This window comes from Burkholderia gladioli, assembly GCF_000959725.1.
In the GTDB taxonomy this organism is placed as follows: domain Bacteria; phylum Pseudomonadota; class Gammaproteobacteria; order Burkholderiales; family Burkholderiaceae; genus Burkholderia; species Burkholderia gladioli.
On record NZ_CP009322.1, the window covers coordinates 2142555 to 2159622 of the forward strand.

The following is a 17068-nucleotide window of genomic DNA, read 5'->3' on the forward strand; positions in this document are numbered from 1 at the left end:
CGGCGCGGCCTGTTTCGTCATCCGGGCGGCACGCGAAGCGCACGAAGCGTGATCAGGCCGCGCGAACTGTACTGGATCCCGCCACGCGATTCGCCGTCGATCGACAAAAAAGCACATAAGCCGATCGATCGCGACGGAATCGATGCGCGAGCGCTGCCTTCCCTGCTTACTGGAACGCCACCTCGGCGAAGCTGCGCAGCTTGCGGCTGTGCAGCTTGGCCAGCCCGTTGGTGCGCAGGATCTCCATGGCGCGCACGCCGATCTGCAGATGCTGGTCGACCTGCGCGCGGTAGAACTGGTCGGCCATGCCCGGCAGCTTCAGCTCGCCGTGCAACGGCTTGTCCGATACGCACAGCAAGGTGCCGTAAGGCACCCGGAACCGGAAGCCGTTCGCCGCGATGGTCGCGCTCTCCATGTCGAGCGCGATGGCGCGGCTCTGCGAGAGCCGCTGCACCGGCTCGCGATGGTCGCGCAGCTCCCAGTTGCGGTTGTCGACGCTGGCCACCGTGCCGGTGCGCATCACGCGCTTGAGCTCGCTGCCGTCGAGTCGGGTGACTTGCGCCACCGCGCGCTCGAGCGCCACCTGCACCTCGGCGAGCGCCGGGATCGGCACCCACAGCGGCAGGTCGTCGTCGAGCACGTGATCCTCGCGCACGTAGCCGTGCGCCAGCACGTAGTCGCCGAGCCGCTGCGTGTTGCGCAGCCCCGCGCAGTGGCCGAGCATCACCCAGGCATGCGGGCGCAGCACGGCGATATGGTCGGTGATGGTCTTCGCGTTCGAGGGGCCCACGCCGATATTGACCATCGTGATGCCGCTGCCGTCGGCGCGCTTCAAGTGGTAGGCCGGCATCTGCGGCAGCCGCGGCGGTGGCGAGCCCTCCATCGGCTGGCTGCCGAGGTTGGCGTTGTAGGTCACCACGTCGCCGGGCTCGACGAAGGAGGTGTACTGGCTGCGGTACTCGCGCACCTCCGGATCGTCGCTGGCCGACATCATGGTGCGGCCCAGTTTCACGAATTCGTCGATATAGAACTGGTAGTTCGTGTACAGCACGTAGTTCTGGAAGTGCGTCGGCAGCGTGGCCGTGTAGTGGCGCAGCCGGTGCAGCGAGAAATCGACGCGCGCGCCGGTGAACAGCGCGAGCGGATGCGGCTCGTCCGGCGCCGGCTCGTAGGTGCCGTTGACGATGCGGTCGTCGAGATTGGCCAGGTTGGGCACGTCGAACACGTCGCGCATCGCCAGCAGGCGGTCGCGGTCGAGATCGCCCTCCAGGTGGATGCCTTCCGAGAACGCGAAATGGATCGGAATGGGCTGGTCGGACACGCCGACCTCGATCTTCGCGCTGTGGTTCTTCACCAGCAGGCGCAACTGCTCGCGGTAGTAGCTGGCGAACAGGTCCGGGCGCGTGACGCTGGTCTCGAACACGCCGGGGCCGGCCACGAAACCGTAGGAGCGGCGCGAGTCGATATTGGTGTTGACCTCGGTGCGCACCCGCACGAACGGGTAGCAGGCGCGCACGTGGCCGCCGAGCGGCTCGCTGCGGCGGTAGCGGGCGAACGCCTCGCGCAGGAAGGCGGTATTGGTCTCGTAGATCGAGGACAGCCGCTCGAAGGCGGCGGCCGGGTCGTCGAAGGCTTCGACAGGGGGGCTCTCGGGCGAGAGCGGAAGATGCTGGCGATGCGTATCCTTGTTCATTGTCGATTGCCTCTTCGGTTGCGTTCGACATTATCTCGCAAGCGAGCGCGCGTCGGTGCCCTTCGCGCGCCGACGCGGCGCCGCCACAGCGGCGCGACGGCAAGCTCGGCGCCCGGCCGGTTTTGCTAGAATCGTGCGGTTAATCCGGAGAACCTCATGAAGCCGCTCATTTTCGCCGCAGCGCTCGCGACGGCCGTCGCCCTCACAGGGCCCGCATTTGCCGACGGCCAGCAGCCGAGCGACGAAGCACGAGCCCGGGCCGCGCAGGACGAAGCCGCCGGCCTGCCCGATCTCACCAAGATCAACCGCCCCGGCGCCGAAGTCAGCTCGAAGGTCGAATTCGACGACATCACGCGCACGCCGAGCTTCCACGAGAAGAGCGTGAGCGGCACCGAGGTCACCGAGTACCGCGATCGCGGCAAGCCGGTCGAGATCGACGTGCGTTCCAACTTCGGCACGCGCTACCAGATGAGCTCGACGCCCGACATCTCGCCGCGTCCCCACCAGGGCAACGTGCCGGTCACGCGCGTGCCCTCGATCAACCTGCACTATTGATCCATCCCGCCGGCATCGCCGGCCTGGCGGGGCGGCCCCGCCCGCCCCCTCCGCAGCCGCCGGCCCGCTCGCCGGCCTGCCAACCCGTTTCGACGCATCCCCGCATGGCAGTTTTCACCGCAGTCTCCGATTCCGATCTCGCGCACTGGATGCGCCACTACGATCTCGGCGAAGTCGTCGCGTTTCGCGGCATCCCGTCCGGCATCGAGAACAGCAATTTCTTCCTGACCACCACGCGCGGCGACTACGTCCTGACCATCTTCGAGAAGCTGACGGCCGCGCAACTGCCGTTCTACCTGGAACTGATGCGCCATCTCGCCGGGCACGGCGTGCCGGTGCCGGACCCGGTGGTACGCGCCGACGGCACGCTGTTCGGCGAGCTGCACGGCAAGCCGGCCTCGATCGTCACCAAGCTGGAAGGCTCGGCCCAGCTCGCGCCCGAGGTCGAACACTGCGTCGAGGTCGGCCAGATGCTGGCGCGCATGCACCTGGCCGGCCGCGACTACGCGAACCGCCAGCCGAACCTGCGCAGCCTGCCCTGGTGGCAGGACAACGTGCCCGCCATCGTCCCCTTCGTCGACGATGCGCAGCGCACGCTGCTCGAGGGCGAACTCGCGCACCAGGCCGCCTTCTTCGCCTCGGACGACTACGCCGCGCTGCCCGAGGGCCCCTGCCACTGCGACCTGTTCCGCGACAACGTGCTGTTCGCGCACGCGGCGCCCGATACCGGCCATACGGTGCGCCTGGGCGGCTTCTTCGATTTCTACTTCGCGGGCTGCGACAAGTGGCTGTTCGACGTCGCCGTCACCGTCAACGACTGGTGCACCGAGCTGGCCACCGGCGTGCTCGACACGCGGCGCGCCGACGCGCTGCTGCGCGCCTACCAGACCGTGCGCCCGTTCACCGACGACGAACGCCGCCGCTGGCCCGACATGCTGCGCGCCGGCGCGTACCGGTTCTGGGTGTCGCGCCTGTATGATTTCCACCTGCCCCGCGCCGCCGAGATGCTGAAGCCGCACGATCCCGGCCATTTCGAGCGGATCCTGCGCGAACGCATCGCCCATGCGCGGGCGCTCCCCGAGCGACACGACCCATGCAACTGATCGAAGTCCCCGCCAAGACCGGTTACGTCTGGTTCCGCCAGGGCATCTGGCTGTTCCGCCGCAATCCGCTGGCCTTCATCACGCTGTTCTTCACCTACCTGCTGGCGATGATGATCGTCTCGCTGGTGCCGGTGATCGGCCCGGCGCTGCCCTTGCTGTTCATCCCCGGCATCTCGGTCGGCTTCATGGCGGCCTGCCGCGACGCGGTGGCCGGCAAGCCGGTGCTGCCGACGATCCTGATCGACGGCTTCCGCGCCTACGGCAGCCTGACCACGCAGCGCCTGTTCACGCTGGGCGGCATCTACATCGTCTCGATCGCGCTGGTGTTCGCCTGCTCGGCCTTCGGCGACGGCGGCATGCTGCTGCGCCTGATGTTCGGCCTGGGCGACGACAAGCCCGATCCGAACCTGATCCTGTCGATGGGCACCCTGGTCGCCCTGCTGATCTGCGCCACGCTCTACGTGCCGGTCGCGATGATGTTCTGGTTCGCGCCGGTGCTCACCGCCTGGCACGAGATCCCGCCCGTCAAGGCGCTGTTCTTCAGCGTGGTGAGCTGCTGGCGCAACCGCTGGGCCTTCACGCTGTACGGCCTGCTGTGGTTCGCGGTCGCCACCGGCGCCTCGTTCAGCCTGGCCGCCCTGCTGCAGGCGCTCGGCGTCGGCGTCTACGCCATGACGATCATGATGCCGGTCTCGGTGGTGATCACCGCGGCGCTCTACTGCTCGTTCTACGCCACCTATCGCGGCTGCTTCGGCGTGCAGGAGCCGGGCAGCACGGCCGTCCCGCCCCAGCGCTGAACTCGGCGGGCGGTGGCCATGATGCGCCGCCGCTCGCCAGCCGGGCGCGATCGGCGCACAATCCTTAGTGTGCGAATTTCTTGTGCCCGATCAACGGGCCGCCGATCATGACCGACCTCCCCGCCCTCCCCACGCTTCCCGCCACGCTCGACGAGCAGCTCTGCTTCGCGCTCTACTCCACCTCGCTGGCCATGACAAAGGCCTACAAGCCCTTGCTGGAGCGGCTCTCGCTGACCTATCCGCAATACCTGACGATGCTGGTGCTGTGGGAAACCGACGATCTCGCCGTCAAGGACATCGCCGCGCGTCTCAACCTCGATTCGGCCACGGTCACGCCGCTGCTCAAGCGGCTCGAGTCGCTCGGCTATCTCGAACGGGTGCGCGGCACCGCCGACGAGCGGGTGGTGCATGCCCGCCTCACCGCCGAGGGCACCGCGCTGCGCAAGGCCGCCCGCTCGGTACCGGTCGACCTCTATTGCGCCATGCAGCAAACGCCCGAATTCCTCGGGCAATTGCGCGAAAACCTCCGCCAACTGCGCGAGGCGCTGAAGGAGCACAACGAGGAATAAAGGGAGTCGCCGGCACGCTATCGCCGGTCGTCGCCGGCTTCATCGAAAATTCATTTGCACACTAATCTTTTGTTCGATATATTTCCATCCATGGCTGGCGGACGCGATACGGCAAGTCCGGGCCGGTTTCCCTTCTCACCGAGATGAACAGGAGTCGAGCATGAACATTCTGTACAAGACGAGCGCCACCAGCACGGGCGGCCGCGACGGCCGCGCGGTTTCGGAAGACAACAAGCTGGACGTGAAGCTGGCCGCGCCGCGCGAGCTGGGCGGCACGGGCGCGGAAGGCACCAATCCGGAGCAACTGTTCGCCGCCGGCTATTCGGCCTGTTTCCTGAGCGCGATGAAGTTCGTGGCCGGCCAGACCAAGCAGGCGCTGCCGGCCGATACGACGGTGACGGGGCAAGTGGGCATCGGCCCGAACGACAAGGGGGGGTTTGCGCTGGACGTCGAGTTGCGCGTCTCGCTGCCGGGCCTGGCGCCCGAAGCGGCCAAGGCACTGGTCGACAAGGCACACGAGGTGTGCCCGTATTCGAACGCGACGCGCAACAACGTGCCGGTGCGGCTCGTGATCGCCTGAGGCAGGTGCCCGCTCAGGCCCGTGCCCGGCCAAGCCGGGCACGGCGCGGCGGATATGAAAAAAGCGTGGCAACCAGGCTGGTTGTCACGCTTTTTTGTCTGCGCGAGACTCGCGCAACGGCGGGAAGATCAGGAACGCATCGCCCGGTTCGAAGCCGGAGCCGGCGATCAACGTGCGGCCATCCAGGCCGGCGCGCGATGTGCGGCTTCCTGGTCGAGCTTGCGGATGCGGAATTCGAGATCGTAGAGATCGGTGGCATCGGCCAGATACGCATCGGCGCGTTCCTTGGCGATCTGTTCGGAAGACTTGGTCAGGAACAGGAACAGGCGGCTCAGCATGTACATCATGATAGGGCTCTCCAAATTCAGGGTTATTGCTTAAGTATTAACCCGAATTATAGGGAAAACCCTTAGTCCCGCCAAGCGTTTCAAAAATACCTGGTCACCTTGTCGCACCCTGGCGACAATGCTCCGCGAAAAAGCCCCAGATCATCGTGCTCGCATCCGGTCCGACCGCCGCGTGGAACGGCACCGTTTCGTCGCCGCCGGCCCAGGCGTGGCCGAGCTTGCCGACATGGCAGACGCGCAGCATCGTCGTGCCGTCGCGACGGTAATCGACCAGGCTCGCGTCGCCCATGTCCGTCTCGGTCCGCGTGACGCCGCGCCGTGCCCCGCCCGCCTCGACCATGTCGTTGAGCCGCAGGAATTCCAGCGCGAGGTGCTCGGCGTTGACGGGCGATACCACCGGATCCTCGTCGCCATGGACGATCAGCACCGGCATGCCGGGATAGCTGCCGGGTTCGGCGTATTCGTCGGCGATCGCGACCGGATCGCGATGCAGGCCGCGCCGCATCACGTCCATCGCCGCGATGCTCGAGCGCGCATCGCCGAAGGCCGGCCCCGAATGCAGGGCGATCGCCGCGACATGCGCCGGGAAATGCAGCGCCAGCAGCGTCGCCAGCCCGGCCCCCGCCGACAAGCCGGCGACGAAGACGCGAGACGCGTCGAAATGTCGCTCCTCGACCAGGCTGTCGACCAGGTCGACCACGGCACGCGCCTCGCCGCGGCCGCCCCGCTCGGTGTCGTCGTACCAGTGCCAGCAGCCATGCGAATGCGCCTGCGTCGACTGCTCCGGGTACAGCACCGCGAATCCGTGCCGATCGGCCAGCAGGTTCATGCGGGTGCCTTGCGCGAACTGGTCGGCATCCTGGGTGCAGCCGTGCAGCATCACCACCAGCGGCGCGCCTTCCGGGAGATCGCGCGGCACATACAGCGCGTAGCCGAGGTGCCGGACCAAGCGGCCGATCACGAAGGGCAGCGGATGCTCGCCGCGGCTCCATTCGCCGCCGGCCCAGGCGGCCGCGCGTGGCCGAACGCGCGATTCGCGCGGCGGCACCGGCGCGCGTGCATCGGCGCCGCGGGGCGTGGAACGGGGGGCGCTCGCGACGCCGGCGGGCGATCGCGGCGCGGGCGTGCGCAGCATTTTTTTCATACCGCCCAGCCAGAGTTTCGTCAGACTTTTGGTCATCGATCGGCTCGCAGTCGAATCGGGGCGCCAACAGCGGCGCCACCACGTTGAATTTGTGCATTGCACAATAACATTGTTTCAGCCGCTTGACCGGGGGCCGGATCGTGTAGCGCCGGGATGGACCCCGTTATACTGGGCAGTCGCCGTCCGCCTCACGGCTCGCGTTCCGCCTCTTTCCACTTCATCTCGCCGCCGTTTCTCGATGTACGACCTGCCGCTTCAACTGTGGAACTGGATCACCTACTTCGGTAGTGCCGGCATCACGCTCCCCCTCGCCGCCACGCTCGCGATCTGGCTCGCGCTCGGCTACTCGGCGCGTCTCGCGCTGACCTGGCTGGCCGTGCTCGGCGTCGCGGTGGCCGCGGTCGGGCTGACCAAGATCGCCTTCCTCGGCTGGGGCATCGGCATCCGCGCCTGGGATTTCACCGGCTTCAGCGGCCATTCGATGCTGTCGAGCTCGGTCTACCCGGTCGCGATGATGATCGCGATGACGCGCGCCCATCCTGCCTTGCGCGCGGCCGGCGTGGCGGCCGGCCTGGCGCTGGGGGTGGCGGTCTCGTTCTCGCGCGTGGTGCTCTCGGCGCATTCGCCTTCCGAATCGATCACCGGCTGCGTGGTCGGCGCGCTGGCCGCGCTGTCCTTCGTGCTGATCGCCTGGCGCGCCGAGCCGCATCGCTGGTCGGTGCCGGCCGTGGTGGCCAGCCTCGCGATCGTCACCATCACCCTGCACGGCATCCCGGTGCCTTCGCAGCGCTGGGTCACCGAGGTCGCGCTGAAGGTATCGGGCCACGAGCGTCCCTATGTGCGCGCCCGCTGGAAGGCCAACCCGAACTATCGGCCAGCCTCGCGCCCCGGCGCGGCCTCTTCCTCCTCCCGACCACCCGCCTTCCGCAGCATCTGAGCCATCCTCGCGATCCCGCTGCAATCGGCTCCGTGACAGCGACTCGCGCACGGCGGCGTCGCCTCACTCAGCGCCCAGTGCCGACGTTCGCCTCCACGCGCTAGCCGCGCAGCTTGGGGCGCCACAGCTTGCGCAGTTGCGCCTCGGCCGCGATCGTCGCGTAATGCTGCGCGGCCGCGCCGTAGCCGCGCGCGAAGCCGAGTTGCTCGGGCGGCGCGGCGAGGCGCTCCAGGTGACGCAACGCGACCTCGACATCGTTGGCGTCGCCCAGCGTGCCCTGCACCTCCGAGACCCGCTTGATCAGCTTGCGGCGCGTGTCCTGCGAAGCGATCGAGGCGAAGAATTCGAGCGCGTAGCGCAGCCGTTTCGCGTCGATCCGCACGCGGTGGCGCGCGGCGGCATCGAGCGTGGCCAGGTCCGGCGCGCCGTAGACGCGTGCGAACAGCTTGTCGACGCGCCGGGCGGCATGGCGCCTTAGCGCGCGGCGCTGGCGCCGCGTGGCGACCTGCTCGCCGCGCAGCGACAGCAGGCACAACCATTCGACCCAGCCCAGCACCAGCCGCGCATAACGCGAGGAACCCAAGGCCTGCCGCAGCTCGCCGCGCGCCACCTCGCGCTGGCGTGCCGCCGCCTCGAGCGTGGCGGCCCAGGCGGGCGCGCCGGCGACGTCGGTATCGGCCTCGGCCAGGCGCGGCAGCGTCTCGCTGACGCAGACATCCCAGTCGCGCACCACGCCGAGCTGTGCGCCGAACCAGGAGAGATCGGCCGCGAAGGCCTCGCGATAGGCCTCGTCGGCGTAATCGCGGAACAAGCGCATCAGCGTGCGCAGCCGGCGCAGCGCGATGCGCATCTGGTGAACATATTCCGGATCGCTGCTGTCGCGCACGCCGGCGTCGTTGCCTAACCATTGCGCGACCACGTTCGCGCCGAACGCGAACAGGGCCTCGCGCTGCCGGCGCATGCCGGCCAGGTCGACGGGATCGGCGCGCACCGGGCCGCGCTCGGCATCGGGCGGCACGCCGGCGCAGGCCAGGTCGAGCAGCGAAGCCGGCTTCAGGAAGGCAGGCCAGGCGCCGCTCAGTTCGCGCGCCGCATCGAACAGCGATCGCAGGGCCAGTTCCCGGCCGGCATCGTCGTCGACATAGTCCACCGCCAGCCGCAGCTCGCAGGCGCGGCCGGCGCCCTGTTCGCCGCGCCAGCCCAGGTCGTCGAGCGTGAGGTCGACCGGCACGCGATCCTCGCGCTGCCAGCGGCCGCGCCGGCGCTCGCAATCGAAGCCGAACGCATCGGCGGCCGGCGTTTGCGTCGGCCGCTCGCTTGCTTCGGATTCCGCATGATCCGCGCCGGCCCCCATCGCATGGGCAGGCACGCTCCCCTCGCGCAAGACGCGCCGCAGCTCGGCGGCCAGCGAGCCGTCGTCGGCGGCCGCCTCGGCATCCTGCGTCTGGTCGGGCAGCGTCTCGCGTATCGCGACGCCCGGCGCGAACGGCGTCGACTGCACCGCCACCCACCGCTCGCCGGCCTGCCCCGTCTCGCGCCAGGCACGCCAGCGCGATGCATGAGGCAGCGCCTCGGCCAGCGCCAGCGGGGTAATCGCGATGCTTTCGTGCCCGCGCTTCATCCGCACCGGCGGGCAGATCCGCCAGGCACGAACCAGTTCCGCGCCGAAGTCGCGCACCGCGCGCGCGGTACCGCGGCGGCGCCCGGTGGTCACCCCGCCCGACGGCAAGGGCAGGGCAAGCACGATTTCCAGCACACGCGTCATGAGGCCTCCGCTCGCCAGCCTGCCCGTCGCGCCCATGCGCGCCGTCGACGGCTGTCGATGACGAGCATGGTACACGGCACGGCCTGGCCGGGAACGCGGCGCCCGACGCGCCGCCGGCGCTCAGTTCGCGTACTGCGCGAGGCCCATCCCGAACGACCAGTCGTCGAGCTTGACCTCGACCAGGCTGATCAGCACGTCCTCGGGACGCACGCCCGGCGAGGCCCCCAGTTCCTCGACGATCAGCCGATACAGCTCGCGTTTCTGCTCGCGCGTGCGCGTATCGCTGACGGTGATCTGCAGCATCACCAGGTCGTCGCTGCGCTCGATGCCGAGGTAGTGGCGCCCGAAGATGAAGTCCTCGGCGGCGTGTTGCGTGACCAGCATGAAGATGTCGTCCTCGGGCACATTGAAGGCGCGCTGCAGGGCGCGATGGACGCCGGCGGACAAGGCGCGGCGATCCTCGACGGAACGGCCTTCGCGAACGGCGATACGGGTGAAGGGCATGACGGGCTCCTGGCGGTTGAAGGGGAAACGGGTGTTTCCCATCAATGTCTCCCAGCATAGGCAGGCCCATCTATAATCAACAGACATCACCGGATATATCATTCATTTTCATTCGAAATGAAACCACTCGATCTCGATGCCGTCCGCGCCTTCGTGCTGGTCGCCGAGCTGGCCAGCTTCACGCGCGCCGCCGACGCGCTCGACACCACGCAATCGGCCGTCAGCCTCAAGATCAAGCGGCTCGAGGCGCATCTGGGCCGCGCCCTGCTGGAGCGAACGCCGCGCGTGGTGCGGCTCGCCGTCGACGGCGAGGCCTTCCTGCCGGCCGCGCGCGAACTGCTCGACGCGCATCAGCGCGCGCTCGGCACGGTGGCCGCCGAGCCGCGCCGACTGTCGATCGGCGTCAGCGAGCACGTGGCGGTGCCGGACCTGCCCGCGCTGCTGACCAGCCTGCACCGGCACGATCCCTCGCTGTCGCTGGAGATGCACCTGGGCTCCTCGGCCCGGCTGCTGGCCGACTACGACGAACGCCGCTTCGACGCGGCCGTGGTGCGCCACGAGCCCGGCGAGGACCCGCCGCGCGAGGATGCCGTGCCGCTGTTCAGCGAGGCCTTGAGCTGGCTGGCCGCGCCCGACTGGGCGCCGCGCGCCGGCGAACCGCTGCCGCTGTCGGTACTGGCCGGCCCCTGCGGCGTGCGCGCCGCCGCGCTACGCGCGCTCGAGCGGGCCGGCATCGCCTGGCGCGAGCGCTTCACGGGCGGCGGCGTGGCGGCCGTGGCCGCCGCCGCCGCCGCGGGCCTGGCGGTCTGCCCGCTGGCGCGCCGGGTGGCGCCGCGCGGGCTGGTGGAGGTCGGCGCGCGCTTCGGCCTGCCGGCGCTGCCCATCTCGCAGGTGGTGCTCTACTCGCGCGTGCGCGAGCCGCGCTCGGCCGACACGCTGCGGCGTTTCACCGCCAGCCTGGCCGCTTCGGCATAAACTCTCTCCTTTTGCGCCTTTTCGAATCCCCTCGCCGATGACGCCCGTCGCCCGCCTCCACCTCCGCGCGAACCTGCTGATGCTGGCCGCCGCCGTCATCTGGGGCTCGGCCTTCGTCGCCCAGCGGCTCAGCCTGTCGGTGATCGGGCCCTTCCTCTACACCGGGCTGCGTTTCCTGCTCGGCGCGCTGGTGCTGGTGCCGCTGCTGCTGACTCGCCAGTGCGCGCGCCGCGAGATCGCCGCGCTCGCGCAACGGCCGGCCGGGCTGCTGCCGGGCCTGTTGCTCGGCCTGCTGCTGGCCGCCTCGATCTCGCTGCAGCAGATCGGCCTGCAATACACCAGGATCGCCAATGCCGGCTTCATCAGCTCGCTCTACGTGGTGCTGGTACCGCTGATCGGCGTGCTGCTGCGCCATCGCGCCGGCACCGGCACCTGGCTGGGCGCCACGCTGGCCGCGATCGGCCTGTACTTCCTCAGCGTCGACGAGCACTTCAGCGTGATGTACGGCGACGGTTTCCAACTGGTCGGTGCGATCCTGATCTCGATCCACGTGATCGCGGTCGGTTATTTCGCGCGCCGCCACGATCCGCTGGTGCTGGCCTTCCAGCAGTTCCTGGTCTGCGGGCTGCTATGCGGCGCGATCGGCCTCGGCGTCGAGACGCTCGACGCCAACACCCTGGCGCGCGCGCTGCCGACCCTGCTCTACGGCGGCCTGCTGTCGGTCGGCGTCGCCTATACGCTGCAGGTGGTGGCGCAGCGCGACGCCGCGCCCGCCCACGCGGCCGTGATCTTCAGCATGGAAGGCGTGTTCGCCGCGCTGGCCGGCTGGGCCGCGCTGGGCGAGACGCTGAGCCTGCGCGCCCTGCTCGGCTGCGCGCTGATGCTGGCCGGGCTGCTGGTCTGCCAGTTGCTGCCGAACCGCGCCGCCGCGCGCGAGGACGGCGTGCCGGCCTGACGGCCGGCGCGGGGCCACGATCGCGCCGAAACCGCGCGAAACCAGGAAAATCGGCGGCATGCCGCGGGCGACCGGCCCCGATCAATAGGCGCCGATCGATTCGCAACATCGCGCATCGGCGCGCATTCGCCCTCGAAGTCGGCGCGACGCGTCCCGGTCCGGTCCCTATAATGTGGATTCCGTCATCTCAGCACCGCCCTCGTGACCCTCTCCCCCGCCGATCCCCGCACCGAGCTGCTGCGCGAGCGCGCCGCCCGTTACGCCGCCGAGGCCGCGCTGTTCTCGCGCGACCAGGCGCTGTCCGTCGCGTCGCACGATCTGCGCAGCCCGCTCAACGCCATGCATAGCTGGGCCTATGTGCTGGAGCGCCAGTTGCCGGCCGGCGACGCGTCCCTGCAACGCGCGCTGAGCGGCATCCGCACCGGCATCGAGCAGCAGACCCGGCTGATCGAGAGCGCGCTCGACGCGCCGCGCGCCGATACGCGCGCGCTGGCGATCGCGCCGGCCCCGGTGGTACTCGCCGAGCTGCTCGACGAGGTGGCCGCGCTGGCCCGCGCCGCGCTCGCCGACGCGCGCGGCACCCGCCTCGAGATCCATCTCGAAGGCGCGCGCGAAGCCACCCTGCTGGCCGATCCCGAACGGCTCGCGCAGGCGCTGTGGACGCTCGCGGTGTTCGCGATCGAGGCCGCCGCGCCGGGCTCGACCGTCACGCTCGCCTGCGACGCGCTGCACTCGGCCGACAGCGTCGGCTTCGAGCTGGCCTTCGTCGCCGAGCCGAACGCGATCGTCGACGCCTCGCTGCCGCACGCGCTCGATCCCGGCGCGCGCCGCGAGGCCCTGCTGGAGCGCGACGGCCGCCGCCCGCCCTGGGCGATCGCGCTGTGCCAGCGCGTGGCGCTCGCCCACGGCGGCAGCTTCACGGCACCGGAACTCGCCGCCGGCAGCGCGGCACGCGGCACCCTGACGCTGCCGCGCAAGGCCAGCGCATGAGCTTTTTTCCTGCGCACGAACTTTACGTGCGCCTTTCCGCCTCTATACTGACGCTTCCTTTATTCCCGGAGTCGTTTCGTTGATACAGATCATCGCGCTGATCGGCGCGTTGTTGCTGGTGGCCCTGAACGGGTTCTTCGTGGCCGCCGAATTCGGTCTCGTCAAGCTGCGCGCCACGCGCGTCAAGACGCTGGCCCGTCAGCACGGCCTACGCGGCCGCATCCTGCGCATCGTCCATGCGCGCCTCGACGCCTACCTGTCCGCCTGCCAGCTCGGCATCACGCTGGCCTCGCTCGGCCTCGGCTGGATCGGCGAGCCCGCCTTCGCCGAAATCCTCTCGCCGCTGCTCGACGTGCTCGGCATCGAATCGCCGCAACTGGTGCACGCGATCTCGCTGGTGTTCGCGTTCTCGGTGATTTCCTTCCTGCACATCGTGGTGGGCGAACTCGCGCCGAAATCGATGGCGATCCGCCAGCCCGAGCAGGTCGGCCTGTGGCTGGCACTGCCGCTCTATGCCTTCTACTGGATGATGTACCCGGCGATCTGGGTGCTGAACAGCAGCGCCAACGCGGTGCTGCGCATCGTCGGCCTGTCCGCCGAGCACGGCGGCGACTCGCATTATTCGACTGACGAGCTGAAGCTGATCCTGCGCAGCCGTCGCAACGCGGCCGGCGCCAAGGCGCCGGTAGCCACCTACAGCAACGACGAGTGGAACACGCTGGCGCATTCGCTCGACTTCTCCTCGATGACGGTATCGGACCTGATGCGCCCGGCCAACGAGATGATCGGCCTGCGCCGCGACCTGCCGCTGCCCGACAACATGGAGGTGGTGGCGCGCCATCGCTTCAGCCGCTACCCGCTGTTTACCGACGCCTCGCGCGAGCAGGTGACGGGCCTGATCCACCTGAAGGACCTGCTGCTGGCGCGCCATGCCGGCGCCGCGCTGGAGGACCTGTCCGACTACGTGCGCCCGGTCCAGTACGTACGGCCCGACACGCCCGCGCTCGAGCTGTTCCGGCGCTTCCGCAAGGGCGCACCGCACTTCGCGCTGGTCGGCAACAAGCACGAGAAGCCGATCGGCTTCCTCACGCTCGACAACCTGCTCGGCGCGCTGGTCGGCCAGATCCACGACGAGTTCCGCCAGGGCGACGCCGACTGGGCGCGCCTGGACGACGGCACGCTGATGGGCAAGGGCAGCCTGCCGGTGGTGTCGCTCGAGCAGGCGCTGGGCATCGACATCGACGAGGGCCGCGCCGAATCGGTCGGCGGCCTGGTGATCCAGGCGCTCAGCGACCTGCCGACCGAGGGCCAGCGCGTGTCCTTCGACAGCTTCGACGTGGTGGTGAAGAAGATGAACGGGCCGCGCATCGTGCTGGTGCGCGTCTACCCGAAGGCGCTGAAGGAAGCCGACGAGTAAGCGCGACGGCGGCTTCCCCCTCCCTCGCCGCCGTTCTCTCTCCCCAAAACAAAAGCGCCCGCGCGCGACGGCCCCGAGGCCATCGCGCGCGGGCCGGCTTGCGCCCTTTTCCGCCGCCGTCACGCGCCGGATCGGCGCGCCGCCTCAGGCGCGCTCGTGCCGCATGTCGGCGGCGATCCAGTCGAGCACCGAGGCGTGCTTCGGCTGCCAGCCGAGCAGGCGCTTGGCGCGTTCGCCGCGCACGCGGCTGTTCGAGCCGAGGCCGTAGTTCGCCATCTCGTAGCCCCATTCCGCCTCGGCGTCCTTCAGCGGCCAGTCCTGCGCCGCGCCCAGGCCCATCGCCCTGGCGATCGCGGCCGACATGTCGCGGAATGCCGCCTCGCCGTTCTCGACGAAGTAGAAGGTGCCTTCGGCCGGCGTGCGCTGCAGCGCGAGCCGATAGACCTCGACCACGTCGTCGATATGCACGTTCGACCAGATGTTGCGGCCCGGGCCGACGTGGCGCACCACGCCGCTCTTGCGCGCCTGGCGGATCAGGCGCGGCAGTTGCACGCTCTCGCGCGGCAGGCCCAGGCCATGGCCGTAGATCAGCGTATTGCACAGCACGGCGGGACGAATGCCTTGCCGCGAAGCGTCCAGCACGAGATTGTCGATCGCCACGCGCGCGGCCTTGTCGGCGGTCGGCTCGGGCAGCTTGTCCTCGTAGTAGATCGTCTCGCTGCCCTCGCCGCCCGAGGCGTCGCCGACGATGCTCGAGCCGCTGGTATGCAGCAGCACCTTGCCCGAACCGCCCAGCCCTTCGATCAGCGCCTCGACCGCGCCGCGATGGTCGCTATCGGCCGCGTTGATCACCGCATCGGCCGCCTGGGCCTCGCGCACCAGCAGCGCGCGATCGTCGAGCGAACCGAGCCGCGGCTCGACGCCGATCGCACGCAGTTCCTCGGCCTGCTCCTCGCGGCGCACCAGCCCGACCACTTGGTGCCCGTCGCCGGCCAATCCAGCGGCGATCGAGCCGCCGATGAAACCACCCGCGCCCGTGATGAAAATCTTCATGTCGCACTCCTTGTATCGATTCGTGAATGCAGCCAGTGTGAGCGCGATCGGGCCTCGCAAAAACCGTGTTAGGCTCAAGTCATTCTTGAATCAGGATCAAAAATGAAGACCTCGACCGAGGAATTGCAGACCTTCGTCGCGATCATCGACAGCGGTTCGATCACCGCCGCCGCCGAGCAGCTCGGCCAGACCGTGTCGGGCGTGAGCCGCGCGCTGAACCGGCTGGAGCGCAAGCTCGGCGTCACGCTGCTGCGCCGGACCACGCGCAGCTCGCAGTTGACCGACGAGGGCGAGTTGCTGCTCACGCGCGCGCGCGACATCCTGCAATCGGTGGAAGAGGCCGAGACGGCCGTGTCGCTGGGCCGCGTGAAGCCGGCCGGGCGGCTGCGCGTGGACGCCGCCACGCCCTTCATGCTGCACGCGATCGTGCCGAACCTGCCCGCCTTCACCGCGCGCTATCCCGACATCCAGCTCGAACTGACCAACAACGAACGTTTCGTCGACCTGATCGAGCAGCGCATCGACATCGCGATCCGGATCGGCACGCTGCCCGATTCGACGCTGCATGCGCGAGCGCTCGGCGCCTGCCCGCTGCACATCCTGGCCAGCCCCGCCTACCTGGCCGAGCACGGCACGCCGCGCAGCGTCGCCGACCTGAAGCGGCACAAGCTGCTCGGTTTCAGCGACATCGAAACCCTCAACCGCTGGCCGCTGCGCCGGCGCGGCGCGGGCGGCCAGCCCGACGGCGAGGGCGTCGTCATCGAGCCGGCCCATACCGCCTCGAGCGGCGAGACGCTGCGCCATCTCGCGCTCGGCGGGCTCGGCATCGTCTGCCTGTCCGATTTCATGAGCGCCGCCGATATCGCGGCGGGGCGCCTGGTCCCACTGCTCGGCGAACTGATGAGCGACTATCGGCAGCCGATCAATGCCGTCTACTATCGCCATGCCGCGCTGACCGGGCGCGTGCAGGGCTTCCTCGATTTCCTGAGCCAGCATGTCAAGCTCTGAGACCGCGGCGCGTCCCGCGCTGCCGGCCGTCTACCTGATCACGCCGGAGCCTGCATCCGCCTCGGGCGATGCGCTCGATGCGTTCGTGGCGCGGCTCGAAGCCGCCTTCGCGAGCGGCATCGCGTTGCTGCAATTGCGCGTGAAAAGCCTCGATGCAGTCGCCTACGCCGTGCTCGCCGCGCGCGTGATCGAGCTCGCGCATGCAGTGGGCGCACGCGTGATCTGCAACGGCGCGATCACGCCGGCCGCCGCACTCGCGCTCGGTGCCGATGGCGTGCATTTGAGCGAGGCCGCGCTATTCGCCATCTCGTCGAGGCCGGTGGCGCCTATGGTGCTGTTGTCGGCGGCCTGCCACGACGCGACGTCCTTGCGGCAAGCGCAGCAGATCGACGTCGATCTCGTCACGCTCTCGCCGGTCAAGCCCACCCTCACCCATCCCGGCACGCCCGCGCTCGGCTGGCACGGCTTCGCGCAATGCATCGCGCAGGCAGGGCCCGCCATCGAATCCGCGGCGGCGCTGCCAGCGCGCCCCGCCATCTACGCGCTCGGCGGCATGACGCCCGAGGACCTGCCGGACGCGCGCGCCCACGGTGCGCATGGCGTCGCCGGCATTCGCGGTTTCGGGGTGTTCTGAGAGAGGGAATGCGCGCGGCGCCGCCGACCCGGCAACACCGCG

General features: G+C 69.5%; 18 protein-coding genes. 12 read left to right on the forward strand and 6 right to left on the reverse strand.

The annotated features are described in order from the left end of the window. Positions 1–166 precede the first annotated feature (166 nt). The gene (locus BM43_RS09580; protein WP_036055730.1) at positions 167–1693 is read right to left on the reverse strand and encodes an AMP nucleosidase; all 1527 of its coding nucleotides are present in this window, start codon (positions 1691–1693) and stop codon (positions 167–169) included. Between the two features lie 156 nt (positions 1694–1849). Between BM43_RS09580 and BM43_RS09585 the strand changes: the two genes are divergently transcribed. The 5 genes from BM43_RS09585 to BM43_RS09605 all read left to right on the forward strand — a co-directional run bounded on the left by BM43_RS09585 (position 1850) and on the right by BM43_RS09605 (position 5297). Continuing rightward, positions 1850–2248, forward strand: a complete 399-nt coding sequence (locus tag BM43_RS09585) for a hypothetical protein (RefSeq protein WP_013690902.1) — start codon at positions 1850–1852, stop codon at positions 2246–2248. Between the two features lie 104 nt (positions 2249–2352). Beyond that, entirely contained in the window at positions 2353–3351 is a 999-nt protein-coding gene (locus BM43_RS09590) for a homoserine kinase (RefSeq protein WP_036055729.1), read from the forward strand. Then, positions 3342–4148: a BPSS1780 family membrane protein gene (locus BM43_RS09595; RefSeq protein ID WP_036055728.1), complete on the forward strand. Its 807-nt coding sequence runs from the start codon at positions 3342–3344 to the stop codon at positions 4146–4148. Before BM43_RS09590 ends, BM43_RS09595 begins: the two co-directional genes overlap by 10 nt. 107 nt (positions 4149–4255) lie before the next feature. Further along, the gene (locus BM43_RS09600; protein ID WP_036055727.1) at positions 4256–4717 is read left to right on the forward strand and encodes a MarR family winged helix-turn-helix transcriptional regulator; all 462 of its coding nucleotides are present in this window, start codon (positions 4256–4258) and stop codon (positions 4715–4717) included. A 160-nt stretch (positions 4718–4877) separates the two neighbouring features. Continuing rightward, positions 4878–5297 carry an organic hydroperoxide resistance protein gene (locus tag BM43_RS09605; protein WP_036036958.1) on the forward strand — a complete coding sequence of 140 codons (420 nt, stop codon included), beginning with the start codon at positions 4878–4880 and terminating at the stop codon, positions 5295–5297. A gap of 167 nt (positions 5298–5464) precedes the next feature. On the opposite strand, the gene BM43_RS09610 is transcribed toward BM43_RS09605, so the two are convergent. After that, a complete protein-coding gene (locus BM43_RS09610) occupies positions 5465–5641 on the reverse strand; it encodes a DUF3563 family protein (RefSeq protein ID WP_080562447.1) in 177 nt (58 codons plus the stop codon). Positions 5642–5738: 97 nt separating this feature from the next. Continuing rightward, on the reverse strand, positions 5739–6824 hold the full coding sequence (locus tag BM43_RS09615) for an extracellular catalytic domain type 1 short-chain-length polyhydroxyalkanoate depolymerase (RefSeq protein WP_036055725.1): 1086 nt from the start codon (positions 6822–6824) through the stop codon (positions 5739–5741). Between the two features lie 202 nt (positions 6825–7026). Between BM43_RS09615 and BM43_RS09620 the strand changes: the two genes are divergently transcribed. Continuing rightward, entirely contained in the window at positions 7027–7725 is a 699-nt protein-coding gene (locus tag BM43_RS09620) for a phosphatase PAP2 family protein (RefSeq protein WP_036055724.1), read from the forward strand. Between the two features lie 100 nt (positions 7726–7825). Here BM43_RS09620 and BM43_RS09625 read toward each other — a convergent pair whose 3' ends face one another. Both BM43_RS09625 and BM43_RS09630 read right to left on the reverse strand, forming a co-directional pair. Beyond that, positions 7826–9490 (reverse strand): CHAD domain-containing protein, encoded by a 1665-nt coding sequence (locus tag BM43_RS09625; protein ID WP_036057179.1) that lies wholly within the window; start codon positions 9488–9490, stop codon positions 7826–7828. A 120-nt stretch (positions 9491–9610) separates the two neighbouring features. After that, the gene (locus BM43_RS09630; protein WP_013690911.1) at positions 9611–9994 is read right to left on the reverse strand and encodes a tautomerase family protein; all 384 of its coding nucleotides are present in this window, start codon (positions 9992–9994) and stop codon (positions 9611–9613) included. 117 nt (positions 9995–10111) lie between these two features. Here BM43_RS09630 and BM43_RS09635 point away from each other — a divergent pair, with 117 nt between their 5' ends. From BM43_RS09635 to BM43_RS09650, 4 genes are all read left to right on the forward strand, one after another. Next, positions 10112–10969: a LysR family transcriptional regulator gene (locus tag BM43_RS09635; RefSeq protein ID WP_025100622.1), complete on the forward strand. Its 858-nt coding sequence runs from the start codon at positions 10112–10114 to the stop codon at positions 10967–10969. A gap of 37 nt (positions 10970–11006) precedes the next feature. Then, a complete protein-coding gene (locus BM43_RS09640) occupies positions 11007–11924 on the forward strand; it encodes a DMT family transporter (protein ID WP_036055723.1) in 918 nt (305 codons plus the stop codon). A gap of 201 nt (positions 11925–12125) precedes the next feature. Beyond that, positions 12126–12914, forward strand: a complete 789-nt coding sequence (locus tag BM43_RS09645) for a sensor histidine kinase (RefSeq protein WP_036036950.1) — start codon at positions 12126–12128, stop codon at positions 12912–12914. A gap of 79 nt (positions 12915–12993) precedes the next feature. Continuing rightward, a complete protein-coding gene (locus BM43_RS09650; RefSeq protein ID WP_036055722.1) occupies positions 12994–14331 on the forward strand; it encodes a hemolysin family protein in 1338 nt (445 codons plus the stop codon). A 144-nt stretch (positions 14332–14475) separates the two neighbouring features. Here BM43_RS09650 and BM43_RS09655 read toward each other — a convergent pair whose 3' ends face one another. After that, complete coding sequence (locus BM43_RS09655; protein WP_036055721.1) at positions 14476–15384, reverse strand: NAD-dependent epimerase/dehydratase family protein; 909 nt, start codon at positions 15382–15384, stop codon at positions 14476–14478. Positions 15385–15486: 102 nt separating this feature from the next. Between BM43_RS09655 and BM43_RS09660 the strand changes: the two genes are divergently transcribed. Together BM43_RS09660 and BM43_RS09665 are read left to right on the forward strand one after the other, a co-directional pair. Continuing rightward, on the forward strand, positions 15487–16392 hold the full coding sequence (locus BM43_RS09660) for a LysR family transcriptional regulator (RefSeq protein ID WP_017920617.1): 906 nt from the start codon (positions 15487–15489) through the stop codon (positions 16390–16392). Next, entirely contained in the window at positions 16379–17026 is a 648-nt protein-coding gene (locus BM43_RS09665; protein WP_036055720.1) for a thiamine phosphate synthase, read from the forward strand. The genes BM43_RS09660 and BM43_RS09665 overlap by 14 nt, the downstream gene beginning before the upstream one ends. Positions 17027–17068 lie beyond the last annotated feature (42 nt).